The 14,095-nt window shown below is 75.3% G+C and carries 9 protein-coding genes and 1 riboswitch; of the genes, 4 read left to right on the forward strand and 5 right to left on the reverse strand.

Annotation, left to right across the window (positions count from 1 at the left end; translation table 11 throughout):
• Positions 1-122 precede the first annotated feature (122 nt).
• The 3 genes from ABTZ17_RS23575 to cobG are packed head-to-tail and all read right to left on the reverse strand — an operon-like array spanning position 123 to position 3,643.
• Positions 123-1,646: a precorrin-2 C(20)-methyltransferase gene (locus ABTZ17_RS23575; protein WP_352197675.1), complete on the reverse strand. Its 1,524-nt coding sequence runs from the start codon at positions 1,644-1,646 to the stop codon at positions 123-125.
• Entirely contained in the window at positions 1,643-2,290 is a 648-nt protein-coding gene (locus tag ABTZ17_RS23580) for a precorrin-8X methylmutase (RefSeq protein WP_352197676.1), read from the reverse strand. Before ABTZ17_RS23580 ends, ABTZ17_RS23575 begins: the two co-directional genes overlap by 4 nt.
• Before the next feature lie 57 nt (positions 2,291-2,347).
• Entirely contained in the window at positions 2,348-3,643 is a 1,296-nt protein-coding gene (gene cobG / locus ABTZ17_RS23585) for a precorrin-3B synthase (RefSeq protein ID WP_352197677.1), read from the reverse strand.
• Positions 3,644-4,001: 358 nt separating this feature from the next.
• Positions 4,002-4,108, forward strand: a riboswitch (cobalamin riboswitch).
• Positions 4,109-4,161: 53 nt separating this feature from the next.
• On the opposite strand from cobG, the gene cobN reads away from it, so the two are divergent.
• From cobN to ABTZ17_RS23600, 3 genes are read left to right on the forward strand one after another with little or no spacing between them, the layout of a single operon-like run.
• Positions 4,162-7,770, forward strand: a complete 3,609-nt coding sequence (gene cobN, locus ABTZ17_RS23590) for a cobaltochelatase subunit CobN (RefSeq protein ID WP_352197678.1) — start codon at positions 4,162-4,164, stop codon at positions 7,768-7,770.
• Between the two features lie 28 nt (positions 7,771-7,798).
• Positions 7,799-8,272, forward strand: a complete 474-nt coding sequence (locus tag ABTZ17_RS23595) for a hemerythrin domain-containing protein (RefSeq protein WP_352197679.1) — start codon at positions 7,799-7,801, stop codon at positions 8,270-8,272.
• A gap of 49 nt (positions 8,273-8,321) precedes the next feature.
• Complete coding sequence (locus ABTZ17_RS23600; RefSeq protein ID WP_352197680.1) at positions 8,322-9,185, forward strand: nucleotidyltransferase domain-containing protein; 864 nt, start codon at positions 8,322-8,324, stop codon at positions 9,183-9,185.
• A 137-nt stretch (positions 9,186-9,322) separates the two neighbouring features.
• On the opposite strand, the gene ABTZ17_RS23605 is transcribed toward ABTZ17_RS23600, so the two are convergent.
• Complete coding sequence (locus ABTZ17_RS23605; RefSeq protein ID WP_352197681.1) at positions 9,323-10,303, reverse strand: ketopantoate reductase family protein; 981 nt, start codon at positions 10,301-10,303, stop codon at positions 9,323-9,325.
• A gap of 255 nt (positions 10,304-10,558) precedes the next feature.
• Here ABTZ17_RS23605 and ABTZ17_RS23610 point away from each other — a divergent pair, with 255 nt between their 5' ends.
• Entirely contained in the window at positions 10,559-12,787 is a 2,229-nt protein-coding gene (locus tag ABTZ17_RS23610; protein ID WP_352197682.1) for a terpene synthase family protein, read from the forward strand.
• Positions 12,788-12,855: 68 nt separating this feature from the next.
• Here the strand turns inward: ABTZ17_RS23610 and ABTZ17_RS23615 are convergent, their stop codons facing one another.
• Complete coding sequence (locus ABTZ17_RS23615; RefSeq protein WP_352197683.1) at positions 12,856-14,079, reverse strand: GNAT family N-acetyltransferase; 1,224 nt, start codon at positions 14,077-14,079, stop codon at positions 12,856-12,858.
• Positions 14,080-14,095: the final 16 nt, after the last annotated feature.

Consider the following 14,095-nt stretch of genomic DNA (forward strand, 5'->3'; position numbering starts at 1 on the left):
GGGTGTCGTGGAACGCGTTGCGGGACGTGGCTGCGGCGACGGGGGCGGATCCGGTGCCCGGACGCGTACGCCGCCGGGCACCGGCTCTTCCGCCGCTCGTACGTTCCCCTTCCGGCGGGCCCTCAGGGGGTCGCGGTCTCCGGGTAGCGGCGCGGGGTCCAGGCCAGCCGGGTGCCGTCGGGCCGTTCGGTGACCCGGGTCTGCGAGGAGCCGACCAGGAGGATGGTCCGCATGTCCACCTCCGCCGGGTCCAGGGTGCCCAGGGTGAGGACCCGTACCGACTGCTCGGGGCCGCCCACGTCCCGGGCGACGACCACGGGGGTGTCGGCGCCCCGCAGTTCGGCGAGCAGGTCGCGGGCCTGACCGACCTGGTGGGTGCGGCTGCGGGAGCCCGGGTTGTACAGGGCGAGCACCAGGTCGGCCGCGGAGGCGGCGCGCAGCCGCTCGGCGATGACCTCCCAGGGCTTGAGGCGGTCCGAGAGGGAGACGGTGGCGTAGTCGTGGCCGAGCGGGGCGCCCGCGGCCGCGGCGGCGGCGTTGGCGGCGGTCACGCCGGGCAGCACCCGGACCGGGACCTCCTCGTACTCCTTCTGACCGGCGGCCTCCAGCACGGCGGTGGCCATGGCGAACACGCCGGGGTCGCCGCCGGACACCACGGCGACCCGCTTGCCGCGGCGGGCCAGGTCGAGGGCGAACTCGGCGCGTTCGGCCTCCACCTTGTTGTCGGAGCCGTGGCGGACCTGTCCGGGTCGGACGGGGACCCGGTCGAGGTAGGTGGTGTAGCCGACGAGGACCTCGGCGTCGGCGAGGGCGCGGCGGCTCTCGGGGGTGAGCCAGAGGGGTCCGGCCGGGCCGGTGCCGACCACGGTGACCGCGCCGGGGCCGGTGGGCTTGGCGCCGGGGTTGCCGACGCGGCTGGGGACCACCGCCACGGAGAAGTACGGCACCGACTCGGGGTCGGTGTCGGCGAGGAGGCCGGTCCGCTCCCCCGCCATGGTGGCGCGCTCCACATAGCGGGCCTCCGGGAGTCGGCCGGACGCCTCCAGGGCGCGGCGGACCGCGGGGAAGGTGCGGCCGAGCTTCATGACCACGGCGGAGTCGGTGGCGGCGAGGCGGGCGGTGAGCTCGTCCTCGGGCAGGGTGCCGGGCAGGACGGTGAGCACCTCCTCGCCCTCCACCAGCGGGGTCTGCAGGCGGGCGGCGGCGGCGCTGATGGAGGTCACGCCGGGGACGACCTCGGTGGTGTAGCGGTCGGCGAGCCGCTTGTGCATGTGCATGTAGGAGCCGTAAAAAAGCGGGTCGCCCTCGGCGAGGACGGCCACGGTGCGGCCCGCGTCCAGGTGGGCGGCGAGCCGGGCGGCGGACTCCTCGTAGAACTCCTCCATGGCGCCCTGGTAGCCGCCGGGATGGTCGGTGGTGCCGGTGGTGACCGGGTAGACCAGGGGCTCTTCGAGGTGGTCGGGGCGCAGGTGTCCGGCGGCGATGGAGCGGGCGATGGAACGGCCGTGCCGGGCGCTGTGGTAGGCGATGACGTCGGCCTCGGCGATGGCGCGGACCGCGCGCAGGGTCATCAGTTCCGGGTCGCCGGGGCCGAGCCCGACCCCGTACAGCCGGCCGGGGGTCACGGGGGTGTGACGGTCGCTCATTCTTCCTCGCTCGCGATGGCGTTGACGGCGGCGGCGGCGATGGCGCTGCCGCCGCGGCGGCCGCGGACGATCAGGTGGTCCAGGCCGGAGGGGTGGGCGGCGAGGGCGTCCTTGGACTCGGCGGCTCCGATGAAGCCGACGGGGACGCCGATGACGGCGGCGGGGCGCGGGGCGCCCTCCTCGATCATCTCCAGGAGCCGGAAGAGGGCGGTGGGGGCGTTGCCGACGGCGATGACGGAGCCCTCCAACAGGCCGCGGTCGCGCCAGAGTTCGAGGGCGGCGGCGCTGCGGGTGGTGCCCATCTTCGCGGCGAGGGCGGGGACGGACGGGTCCGAGAGGGTGCAGAGCACGTCGTTGTCGGCGGGCAGTCGCTTGCGGGTGACGCCGCTGGCGACCATCTGCACGTCGCACAGGATCGGGGCGCCCGCGCGCAGGGCGGCCCGCGCGCGCAGGACGACCTCGGGGGTGTAGCCGAGGTCCTGGGGGAGGTCGGTCATCCCGCAGGCGTGGATCATGCGGACCGCGACCTGGGCCACGGAGGCGGGCAGCCCCGAGAGGTCCGCCTCGGCGCGGATCGTGGCAAAGGACTGGCGGTAGATCGCGGCGCCGTCCTTCTCGTACTCGAACACTGTGTTCTCGCTCATTTCTGCGCTGTGTCCGCGGGGAACGCGGTCGGTCCCGGGAGGAGCCGGGGCCGTGGGTCAGGGGGTGCGTGCGGCGGCCAGGGCGGCCGCGAGCGCGTCGGGGGCGGGCGGTACGGGGACGGGGGCCGTGGGTCCGTCGCCCGTGGGGGCCGGTGCCGCGGGGCGGCTCAGGAGGTAGCCGGTGGGGGTGGCGACGAGGTCCACCCAGTCCCGGCCGCGGGGGTGTCCGCAGCGGCGGGCGCAGCCGGACCAGTGCACGGGCAGGGGGCCGCGGGCGCGGGCGACCACGGCCGTGGCGTCGGCCCGGACGTCGGCGAGGGACTTGGCGCAGCCGGGGCGGCCGGAGCAGGCGGTGACGCCTTCCCAGGCGCTGTCCGGGTCGGGGACCAGTCCCGCGGCGGCCAGGTCCGCGGCGGTCCCGGCGGGGTCGGCCGGTCCGGGGAGGACGACCTGCCGCCAGGGGGTGACGCGGAGTTCCCCGGCGGCGGCGCGGGCGGCCCGGGCGAGGGCGCGGAGTTGGTCGGAGGTGAGCCGTCCCAGGGGCGGGAGGACGCACAGCGCGGCCTTCGGGGCCCGTCCGGTGATACCGGGTCGGGGCGGCGGGGCGTAGGGCCAGGGCACGGCGGTCCGTACCGCGGCCGGGATTCCGTCGCGGGTCGCGCGGGCGGCGAACTCGCCTTCGTCCAGGGCGTGTCCGGTGGGGAGCTCGGCCACGCGCCAGGCTCCGGTACCGGCCCGTTCGGCGGTGTCGAGGAAGTACTCGGCGGCGAGGACGGCGGCCCGGGGGGCCTCGTCGGCGGACAGCTCCACGGCGGCGTCGGAGGCGCCGAGGCGGAGCAGGGCGCGTCCGTCGGGTCGGGCGAGGAGGGTGAGGTCGGGGGCGAGGGCGGCCACGTCCCCGCGGCCGTCGTCGCAGGCGAACAGGAAGCGGCCGGACAGGGCCGTGGCGCGTTCGCGGGTGCACAGGAGCCGGTCGAGGGAGCGGACCCAGTCGGGCACGGTGGGGGTGTCCGCGAGGGGGGTGGCCACGATGTTGCGGACGCGTTCGTGGGCGGGGGCGGGGAGCAGTCCGGCCTCGGTCAGCAGGTGGGCCAGGCCGGTGCCGCAGGTCGCGGCGAGGCCGCGGAGTTGGAGGTTGCCGCGCGAGGTGATCTCCGCCTGGCCGTCCCCGAACCGGTCGGCCGCGTCGGCGAGGAGCTCCGCCTGACGGGGCCCCAGCAGGCCGCCGGGGAGACGGACCCGGGCCAGGTGCCCGTCGTCCGCCGGGTGCAGTCGCAGCGCGCCGGGGCAGGCGTCGCCGCGGTCCCGTATGACGGGTTCGTCCCGGGATGCGGAGCTGGGGGGCGGGGGCATGGCGGCGAGCATACCCACGAAAACGGTGCGCTCCGCTGTGGCCGACGCCACGCTCACCACCGCGCCCGCCGCCGCGCCGATCGCCGCGCGGGGCCGGCGGGATCGGGGCCGGCGGGATCGGGGCCGGCTCGGGTCCGCGGTCGCCCGCGGGCCGCCGGAGGGGCGGACCCGGGCGAGGGGCGCGGGGCACGGGGGGCACGAGGGGCCGGGGCGGAGCACCGTTTCGGCGAGGGGCGGGGCGGGGAGGTGGGCCCCGCGCGACGGCGGCCGGTATGGGCTCGGTCACCTGCGAGAACCCGCCCTCCCGCCGCGCCGCGTCCCCGCATAGGATGCCCCCGGCGGGCCGCTCGGCCCGCCATCGCCGAGGACGGCGACATGGGAGGAAGCCCGGTGAGATTCCGGCGCGGTCCCGCCACTGTGAGTCCGGTTCCGCCGCCACGCGGCCGCCGGGCGAGTCAGGAACTCCCGTCGTCCTCACTGCCCGGGGCGCGGAAACCCCGAGGAAGGCCAGCCGCCGCATGATCCTGCTGCTGTCGACGTCCGACACCGATCTGCTGAGCGCCCGCGCGGCGGAGGGCCCGGTTCCGTACCGCTTCGCCAATCCCTCCCGGCTGCCGCTGGACGACCTGCCGGAGCTGCTCGACGGCACGGACCTCGTGGTCGTGCGCCTGCTGGGCGGGCTGCGCGCCTGGCAGGACGGGATCGACGTGCTGCTGGCCGCCGGTCAGCACCGTCCCGTGGTCGTCCTCACCGGTGAACAGGCCCCGGACGCCCAGCTGATGGCCGCCTCCACGGTCCCCATCGGCATCGCCGCCGAGGCCCACGCCTACCTGGCGCACGGCGGCCCGGCCAACCTGGAGCAGCTGGCCCGCTTCCTGTCCGACACCGTGCTGCTCACCGGCCACGGCTTCGAGTCCCCGGCGGCCGCGCCGACCTGGGGGCACCTGGAGCGCACCCCGGTGCGGGCGTACGGGCCGAGGATCGCGGTGCTCTACTACCGCGCCCACCAGATGAGCGGCAACACCGCCTTCGTGCACGCCCTGTGCGACGCGGTCATCGAGGCCGGGGGCACCCCGGTCCCGCTGTTCGTGTCCTCGCTGCGCGCCCCCGAGCGGGAGCTGCTGGACGAACTGGGCGGCGTGGACGCGATCGTGACCACCGTGCTGGCCGCCGGCGGCACCCGGCCCGCCGAGGCGTCGGCGGGCGGGGACGACGAGTCCTGGGACGCGGGCGCCCTGGCCGCCCTGGACGTGCCGATCCTCCAGGCGCTGTGCCTGACCGGTTCGCGCAGCACCTGGGAGGAGAACGACGAGGGCCTGTCGCCGCTGGACGCGGCGAGCCAGGTCGCCGTGCCGGAGTTCGACGGCCGCCTGATCACGGTGCCGTTCTCCTTCAAGGAGATCGACGCCGACGGGCTGCCCGCGTACGTGGCCGACCCCGAGCGGGCCGCCCGGGTCGCGGGGACCGCCGTCCGGCACGCCCGGCTGCGCCACATACCCAACGCCGACAAGCGCCTCGCCCTGGTGCTGTCGGCGTACCCGACGAAGCATTCCCGGATCGGCAACGCCGTCGGCCTGGACACCCCGGCCAGCGCGGTGGCCCTGCTGAACCGCCTCATCGACGAGGGCTACTCCTTCGGGGCCCGCGAGGAGATCCCGGGACTGGTCTCCGGCGACGGCGACGAGCTGATCCGCGCCCTCATCGAGGCCGGCGGCCACGACCAGGACTGGCTCACCGAGGAGCAGCTGGCCCGCAACCCGATCAGGATCCCCGCCGCCGACTACCGCCGCTGGTTCGACCTGCTGCCGGCGGACCTGCGGGAGGCCGTGGAGGAGCACTGGGGCCCGGCCCCGGGCGAGATGTTCGTGGACCGCTCCGCCAACCCGGAGGGCGACATCGTCCTGGCGGCGCTGCGGTTCGGGAACCTGCTCGTGCTGATCCAGCCGCCGCGCGGCTTCGGCCAGAACCCCATCGCGATCTACCACGACCCGGACCTGCCGCCCTCGCACCACTACCTGGCCGCCTACCGGTGGATCCAGGCCGCCCGCGAGGACGGCGGCTTCGGCGCCGACGCCATGGTGCACCTGGGCAAGCACGGCAACCTGGAGTGGCTGCCCGGCAAGAACGCCGGCCTGTCCGCCTCCTGCGCCCCGGACGCCGCCCTCGGCGACCTGCCCCTGGTGTACCCCTTCCTGGTCAACGACCCGGGCGAGGGCACCCAGGCCAAGCGCCGGGTGCACGCCACCCTCGTGGACCACCTGGTGCCGCCGATGGCCCGCGCCGACTCCTACGGGGACATCGCCCGCCTGGAACAGCACCTCGACGAGTACGCGCAGATCTCGGCGATGGACCCGGCGAAGCTGCCGGCGATCCGCGCGCAGATCTGGACGCTGATCCAGGCCGCGAAGCTGGACCACGACCTCGGTCTGGCCGAGCGCCCCGACGACGACGGCTTCGACGACTTCCTGCTGCACGTCGACGGCTGGCTGTGCGAGGTCAAGGACGCCCAGATCCGCGACGGTCTGCACGTGCTGGGCGGAGCCCCGACCGGCCCGGAGCGGATCAACCTGGTCCTGGCGATCCTGCGGGCCCGGCAGATCTGGGGCGGCACCACCGCCCTGCCCGGTCTGCGCGAGGCCCTCGGCCTGGACGAGTCGAAGGCCACCCGGACCTCCGCCGACGAGGCCGAGGAGACCGCCCGCGCCCTGGTGGAGGCCATGGAGGCGGCGGACTGGGACCCGGCCGCCGTCGCCGGCGTCGCCGCGGGGCACCCGCGGGGCGTGGCGGACGTGCTGGAGTTCGCGGCCCGCGAGGTGGTGCCGCGGCTGTCCGCCACCACGGACGAGCTGACCCACGCCGTGCACGCGCTGAACGGCGGGTTCGTGCCCGCGGGCCCCTCCGGTTCCCCGCTGCGCGGTCTGGTCAACGTGCTGCCGACGGGCCGCAACTTCTACTCCGTGGACCCGAAGGCGGTGCCCTCCCGGCTGGCCTGGGAGACCGGTCAGGCCCTGGCCGACTCCCTGCTGGAGCGCTACCGGGGCGACCACGGCGAGTGGCCGTCCTCGGTGGGCCTGTCCCTGTGGGGCACCAGCGCCATGCGGACCGCGGGCGACGACGTGGCCGAGGCCCTGGCACTGCTGGGCGTCCGCCCGGTGTGGGACGAGGCGTCCCGCCGCGTCACCGGCCTGGAGGCGATCCCGTACGAGGAGCTGGGCCGGCCCCGCATCGACGTCACCCTGCGGATCTCGGGATTCTTCCGGGACGCCTTCCCGCACGTGATCGGGCTGCTCGACGACGCCGTGCGGCTGGCCGCCGCCCTGGAGGAGCCCGCCGAGGCCAACTTCGTGCGGGCGCACGCCCAGGCCGACCTCGCCGAGCACGGGGACGAGCGGCGGGCCACCACCCGCATCTTCGGCTCCCGGCCCGGCACCTACGGGGCGGGCATCCTCCAGCTCATCGACAGCCGGGACTGGCGCACCGACGCCGACCTCGCCGAGGTGTACACGGTGTGGGGCGGCTACGCCTACGGGCGCGGCCTGGAGGGCCGCCCGGCGCGGGCCGAGATGGAGACGGCGTACAAGCGGATCACGGTGGCGGCGAAGAACACCGACACCCGCGAGCACGACATCGCCGACTCCGACGACTACTTCCAGTACCACGGCGGCATGGTCGCGACCGTACGGGCGCTGCGGGGCACCTCCCCCGAGGCGTACATCGGTGACTCCACCCGCCCGGAGACGGTGCGGACCCGGACGCTGGTCGAGGAGACCTCGCGGGTGTTCCGGGCCCGGGTGGTGAACCCGAAGTGGATCGAGGCGATGCGCCGGCACGGCTACAAGGGCGCCTTCGAGCTGGCCGCGACGGTGGACTACCTCTTCGGGTACGACGCCACGACGGGTGTGGTCGCCGACTGGATGTACGACAAGCTCACCGAGACGTACGTCCTGGACCCGGAGAACCGGGCCTTCCTCCAGGAGGCCAACCCGTGGGCGCTGCACGGCATCGCGGAGCGGCTGCTGGAGGCGGAGTCCCGCGGGATGTGGGAGAAGCCGGACGCCCGGATCCTGGAGGAGCTGCGGCAGGTGTACCTCGACACCGAGGGCGGCCTGGAGGCCGAATCCGAGTAGACCGTCACATGTGACACAGACTTGTCACATGTGCCATTACTGCGGCTGCCGTCAGATCCCCCTCATCAGGGAGTTCGTCGCCGAGCACGAGACGGTCACCGACGCGGCCGGGGACGCCCTGCGCGCCCTCGACCGCGGTGACCCGACCGCGGCCCGGCGGCTGGTGGACCGGATGACCGAGGAGCTCCTCGCCCACTGGGAGGGCGAGGAGCGCGGTCTGTTCGCGGTGATGGAACAGGACCCGGAGTACGCCCCGTACATCGCGGACCTGGTGCGCGAGCACCGCGAGTCGGCCGCCTTCCTGGACCGGGCCGACCTCGGGGACCCGACGGACGAGGCCCGGTTCCGGGCTTCGGTGGACGAACCGCACCGCCACATCGCGAAGGAGGAGGACGGGCTGTTCCCGGCCTCCCTGACGGCGTTGGCCGGGGACGAGTGGGACCGGTCCATCGCGGCCTGGCGGGCCGCCCACCCCGACCGGGAGCCGGGTCCCGCGGGCTGAGCCCCCGCCCGACGGGCCCGTGGCGCGCGGCCCCGTGCATCATGGGCCCATGACCGATGATCTTGTGACGGGTGCGGACCCCGGGCCGCGCATCGAGGAGACCGCCCGGCGGCTCGCCGCCGTGGACGGAGTGGTCGGGGTCTGCCTCGGCGGGAGCCGGGCCCGCGGCGCGCACCGCCCCGATTCCGACTGGGACCTGGGCCTCTACTACCGGGGCCGCCCCGACACGGCCGCCCTGCGCGCCCTGGCGAAGGAGCTCACCGGCCGGGACACCGAGGTCACCGAGCCCGGCGCCTGGGGCCGGTGGGTGGACGGGGGCGCCTGGCTGACCGTGGACGGGGCCCGGGTGGACTGGCTCTACCGCGACCTCGACCGGGTCGCCGGAATCTGGCGGGACTGCCGCGCGGGCCGGTTCGAGACCGGCACCCAGGCCGGCCACCCGCTCGGGGTGTACTCGCACTCCTATGCCGGCGAGTTGGCCCAGGGCCTGGTCCTGGCCGACCCGACGGGTGAACTCGGCGCGCTGCGGGCCGAGATGGCGGAGTACCCGGAGGCCCTGCGGACCGCCCTGGTGGACCAGGCCCGCTGGGAGGCACCCTTCACCCTGGCCGTCGCCCGCAAGGGGGTGGCCCGCGCGGACTCCTTCCACGTCGCCGGGTGCCTGTTCCGGACGGTGGGGGTGCTCGTGCAGGCGGTGCACGCCCACGGCGGGCAGTGGCCGGTGAACGAGAAGGGCGCGGTGGCCGCGGCCGGTCGGCTCCCGGGGGCCCCGGCGGGCTTCGCCACCCGCGCGCACGCCCTGTGCGGGGCGCCGGGCACGACTCCGGAGGAGCTGACGGCCACGCTCGACGCCGCGGACCGACTGGTCGCCGACACCCTCGCAGCCCTGGACGCCGGCCCGGCCGGCGGCTGAGACCCCCTCCGGCACGTCCCCGGGAGGGGTGATCGGGCAGAGACCGGCCCGGGGTGCGGAGGGACAGGTTCCGCACCCCGGGCCGGGGCTTGTGCCCGCCCCATCCGTTCGGGGGCCGGGTTCCGCCGTGCCGTCGCTCAGCCCCGCAGGGCCCGCTCCTGCGCCACCCGCAGCCGCAGGGTCGCCAGGTCCAGCAGCGGGGTGGCCACGCCCAGGGCGCGGGCCCGCGCCGTGAGGTCCCCGAAGAGGTGCTCGACCTCGGTGGGCGCACCCGCCAGGAGGTCCCGGTAGAGGGAGGGCGTCAGCGGGGAGCCGGACGCGGTCACCACGCCTTCGGTGAGGGCGAGTTCGTCGGCGGGCAGCGGCCGGCCGGCCGCGGCGGCCACGGCGGCGGCCTCCGCGAGCACCGCCCGGGCCAGCTCGGGGCCGCCGGGAGCGGCGTTGACCTCCCCCACCGAGCCGCCGCCGAGCACGGTCAGCGCGGCGAGGGAGACGATGAAGGCCCACTTGTGCCACATGGCGCCGAGGGCGTCGGGGGTGTCCGGGGAGTCGATCCCCGCGCCCGTGAGCGCCTTGCGGACGGCGCTCACCCGGTCGGAAGCCCCGGCCACCGCCGCCGTACCGGCCGCCGCCCCCGTGCCGGCTCCGGCGTCGGCGCCCGGCGCGGGCAGTTCCCCGGTCAGCACCACCGCGGGCGGGGCCAGCCGCAGGATCCCGCCGTCCGCGTCGAGGGTGGTGACCACCTTGGCCACCCCGCCGAGCACGGGGCCCGGCCCGAAACGGGCGGTCAGCGCGTCCAGCTGGGCCAGGCCGTTGAGCAGGGGCACGATCACCGTGTCCGGACCCACCGCCGGGGCGAGTCCGTCGAGGGCCGCCTCCAGGGCGGTGGACTTCACGGAGAGCAGTACCAGGTCGTACGGGCCGTCCAGGGTGTCCGCCGTGACGAGGGTCGGGCTCACGGACCAGTCCTCGCCGAGCCCGGAGATCCGCAGCCCGCGCTCCCGGAGCACCGCCGCGCGCCCGGGCCGCACCAGGAAGGTGACGTCCTCCCCGGCGCGGGCGAGCAGGGCCCCGAAGTAGCCGCCGACGGCTCCGGCCCCGACCGTGAGGATCCTCATCGCGCGTTCCCTTTCCGCCGTTCCCCCGCGCGGGCCCGGCCCGCGGTGTCACCGGGGCAACTCCGCCACGCCCGGACGCTATTCCCACCCCCGCGCCTTTACCCGACGGTCCCCGGGCGCGGGCGCGATCGGGCCGGGCTTCACCGGAACTCGTGAACTCCCCCATGGCGTACGGGTGGCGTGGGTAGGGCGCTGCTGATCTCTGTGCGGGGGCCGGGTCGGCTCCCGCGCCCCCAGTGAAAGGCCGAGCCCGACGTGACACAGCCGTTCCGACTGCCGGAGTTCTACGTGCCGTACCCGGCACGGCTCAACCCGCACCTCGAAGGGGCGAGGGAGCACACCAGGCGCTGGGCCGCCGCGTTCGGGATGCTGGAGGGGTCCGGGGTGTGGACCACCGCGGACCTGGAGGCCCACGACTACGCCCTGCTGTGCTCCTACACCCACCCCGACTGCGACGCCGAGGCCCTGTCGCTGGTCACCGACTGGTACGTGTGGGTCTTCTTCTTCGACGACCACTTCCTGGAGACCTTCAAGCGCTCGCAGGACCGCGAGGGTGCCCGCGCCTACCTGGACCGGCTCGCCGCGTTCATGCCGATGGACCCGGCCGCGGGCTTCCCCGAGCCCGAGAACCCGGTGGAGGCGGGCCTGGCCGACCTGTGGGCGCGCACCGTGCCCGCGATGGGCCGGGACTGGCGGGAGCGGTTCTCGGAGAGCACCCGCAACCTCCTCGACGAGTCGATGTGGGAGCTCGGGAACATCGACATCGGGCGGGTATCCAACCCGCTGGAGTACATCGAGATGCGCCGCAAGGTCGGCGGGGCGCCGTGGTCGGCGGGGCTGGTCGAGTACGTCGCGGCGCAGGTGCCGGAGCGGGTGTCGCGGTCCCGGCCGCTGGCGGTGCTGCGGGACGCCTTCTCCGACGCGGTACACCTGCGCAACGACCTGTTCTCCTACCAGCGGGAGGTGGAGGACGAGGGCGAGCTGTCCAACGCCGTACTGGTGCTGGAGACCTTCCTGGGCTGTTCCACCCAGGAGGCCGCCGAGACGGTCAACGACCTGCTGACCTCCCGGCTCCAGCAGTTCGAGCACACCGCGCTGGCCGAGCTCCCCGGGCTGTTCGCCGACCACGCCCTGACCCCGCCGGAGGTCCTGGCCGTGCTCGCCTACGTCAAGGGGCTCCAGGACTGGCAGTCCGGCGGGCACGAGTGGCACCTGGTCTCCAGCCGGTACATGAACGAGGGGGCCCGCGGGGCGGACCCGGTCACCCTGCCCTTCCTGCCCACGGGTCCGGGGACCGCGGCCCTGGACCACCGGGCCGTGTTCGCCCCGCGCGCCATGGAGCTGCGGCGGCGCTCCTTCTCGCACGTGCCGTTCCGGCCGACCGGCCCCTCGATGGTGCCCGAGATCCGACTGCCGGGCCCGCTGCGGCTGAACCCGCACCATCGGCGGGCCCTGGAGGAGTCGGTGGACTGGGCGCGCCGGATGGGCCTGACGGATCCGCAGCCGGGTGATCCGGGTTCGACGATCTGGACCGAACGCAAGCTCCGAGGCTACGACTTCGCCCTCTGCTCCGCGGGCATCGCCCCGGATTCGGGCCCCGCCGAGCTGTTGCTGAACGCCTGCTGGCTGACCTGGGGGACGTACGCCGACGACTACTTCCCGGCGGTGTACGGGGCGAGCGGGGACCTGGTCTCGGCGAAGGCGGCCGTGGCCCGGCTGGTCTCCCTGTTGGCGCTCGACCACGCGGAGCAGCCGCCGCCCGGTACCGCGATGGAACGCGCGCTGGCCGATCTGTGGGTCCGGACCAGCGCGCCGATGGGGGCGCCGGTGCGGGCGGAGTTCCGGGCCACCCTGGTCACCATGCTGGAGAGCTGGCTGTGGGAGCTGGAGAACACCATGCTGGGCCGGGTGCCGGACCCGGTGGACTACGCCGAGATGCGCCGCCACACCTTCGGCAGCGAGCTGACCATGTACCTGTGCCGGTTGGGTCTGGAGGGGCGGGCGGTCCCGGACGAGGTGTACGCCTCGGGGGTGGCGCGGTCCCTGGAGAACGCCGCCATGGACATCGGCTGCCTGATCAACGACCTGCACTCGTACCAGAAGGAGGTGGAGCACGAGGGCGAGGTGCACAACCACGTCCTGGTGACGGAGACCTTCTTCGGCATCGACTACCCGCGGGCCGTGGACATCTGCCACCGGCTGCTGGTGCAGCGGGTGGAGGAGTTCGAGCACATCGCGGCGGAGCTGCTGCCGCGGCTCTGTGAGGACCTGAAGCTGGATCCGGCGGCCCGCGAGGGCGTGGACGCCTATGTGGGCGAACTGCGGAACTGGCTGGCCGGGGTCCTCAACTGGCACGAGAAGACCAGGCGTTACCGACCTCGGGACCTGACGGAGCACCCCGGCGGACTGACCGTGGGAGCGTGGTCGGCGGAGCTGGGCACGGCCGCCGCCCGGCTGCCCGCCGCCCTGGCGCGGACGAGCTGAGGGAGCAGGCCGAGGGAACGGCTCGGGGGCGGCGGACGGGCGGGGTGCCCGGTCCGCCGCCCGGCGGTTCAGAACTCGTCGAGGGTGTGCGGCAACAGTCCGGTCCGCAGGGCCGCGTCCAGCCGGTCCGCCGCCCCCGGGGTGTGCTCGGTGACCAGTCCGGCGCGCACCAGGTCCGCGACGGGGGTGCCGCCCAGGTAGCAGGCCGCGAGGTCGCGGACGTGCAGGGCGAGGTCGGCGGGTTCCCGGGCCGATTCGCAGGCGGCGCCGTCCGGGCCCGCCTTGAGGCGGAACCGGCCGTGGTTGGCGGGCAGTTCCCGGTCCTCGACGTCCAGGACCAGCTCCACGGGGGCGGCCCACCCGCGGGCCGCCAGTGCGCCGGGCACGTCCACCAGGCGGATCCACAGGGCGGGGAACACCGAGGTGATCCGGACCTGGTCGCGGTCGGCGGCGAAGAGCAACAGCGGGTCGTCGGCGGGGCGGCCCCACGCGTGGACCGTGTCGGTGAGGTCCAGTCCGGCCAGGCAGCTCCACAGCGCGGCCGCGACCGCCGGGGTGTCGGCCTCCAACTCGTACACCTGGACCTCGCCCCGCTGCCCCGGTTCGGCGTTGCCGTCGGACTTGGTCCGGTAGACGGCGTAGCCGGCGAGCGGGTCGCCGAGGGCGAGGACGCGGGGCGGGCCCAGCTCCTCGTCGTCCTCGTCCTTCTCGCGGAGCCACTCCTCCCGCCAGCGCCAGGCGTCGCGGGCGTGGCGTCCGGCCCGCCGGGCCCGGGTGGCCTCGTAGTACGGGCCGACGAGGGCGGGGGCCTCCTCGACGGGGACCAGGCGCAGGGGCCGCGGGTCCGGTGCGACGCGGAGGGCCAGCGGGCGGCGGGAGTCGATCCGCACGGAGGTGCCCTGGGTGGCGGGGCCCCAGCCGAAGCGGCCGTAGATGGCGGCCTCGGAGGCCCAGAGGGCGGCCACCGGGGCGCCCGCGCGGGCGGCACGCTCCAGCATCCCGGCCATCAGGGCGGTGAGCACACCGCGGCGGCGGTGCGTCGGGGCCACGGAGACGAAGGTGAGGGCGGGGCAGGGCAGGTCCGTGCCGCCCGGTACGGACATCCGGAAGTCGTGCGCCGCCATGAAGCCGACGAGGTCCGTGCCCTCGTAGGCGCCGAGGCGGGCGCAGCGGGCGAGGAGGGCGCGGTGGTGGGCGCGTTCCTCCTCCTCGGGCCGGTCGTGGAAGACCAGGTAGGCCAGTTCCAGGGCGCGGTCGATCTGGTCCTCGGATACGTCACGGATGTCCACCATGTTCCGGACCCTATGC

Source organism: Streptomyces sp. NPDC097619, from assembly GCF_040302735.1.
In the GTDB taxonomy this organism is placed as follows: Bacteria; Actinomycetota; Actinomycetes; order Streptomycetales; family Streptomycetaceae; genus Streptomyces.

Bases quoted from the DNA above. Each gene is read 5' to 3' on its own strand.
- ABTZ17_RS23605 (WP_352197681.1), bottom strand. From the start codon at position 10,303: ATGAGGATCCTCACGGTCGGGGCCGGAGCCGTCGGCGGCTACTTCGGG.
- cobG (WP_352197677.1), bottom strand. From the start codon at position 3,643: ATGCCCCCGCCCCCCAGCTCCGCATCCCGGGACGAACCCGTCATACGG.
- ABTZ17_RS23580 (WP_352197676.1), bottom strand. From the start codon at position 2,290: ATGAGCGAGAACACAGTGTTCGAGTACGAGAAGGACGGCGCCGCGATC.
- cobN (WP_352197678.1), top strand. From the start codon at position 4,162: ATGATCCTGCTGCTGTCGACGTCCGACACCGATCTGCTGAGCGCCCGC.
- ABTZ17_RS23595 (WP_352197679.1), top strand. From the start codon at position 7,799: ATGTGCCATTACTGCGGCTGCCGTCAGATCCCCCTCATCAGGGAGTTC.
- ABTZ17_RS23600 (WP_352197680.1), top strand. From the start codon at position 8,322: ATGACCGATGATCTTGTGACGGGTGCGGACCCCGGGCCGCGCATCGAG.
- ABTZ17_RS23615 (WP_352197683.1), bottom strand. From the start codon at position 14,079: ATGGTGGACATCCGTGACGTATCCGAGGACCAGATCGACCGCGCCCTG.
- ABTZ17_RS23575 (WP_352197675.1), bottom strand. From the start codon at position 1,646: ATGAGCGACCGTCACACCCCCGTGACCCCCGGCCGGCTGTACGGGGTC.